A 259-nucleotide genomic window follows, 5' to 3' on the forward strand; every position below is an offset into this window, starting at 1 on the left:
ATAGCAAAGAGATTGTAGTCTTATAGCTTCTGAAACATTTGTAAATAAAGGCTTACAGCAGATCTAAAAGCATTTAAAAACTTAAAAATTATTAAAAGCATTGGGAATGAAAAATTGCCCTTGGTTTTCGCTACGCTCAAACTCTATTGAATCTCGCTTTCGCTCGATTCGTCGGGGCAATTTTTTGGCTCATCTCGTTGTGACTTCAATAAAAAGCAAAAGCACGATGAATTCGCTTCGCTCATAGAGCTTTTTTACT

Source organism: Acinetobacter sp., assembly GCF_036666595.1.
Classification (GTDB): Bacteria; Pseudomonadota; Gammaproteobacteria; order Pseudomonadales; family Moraxellaceae; genus Acinetobacter.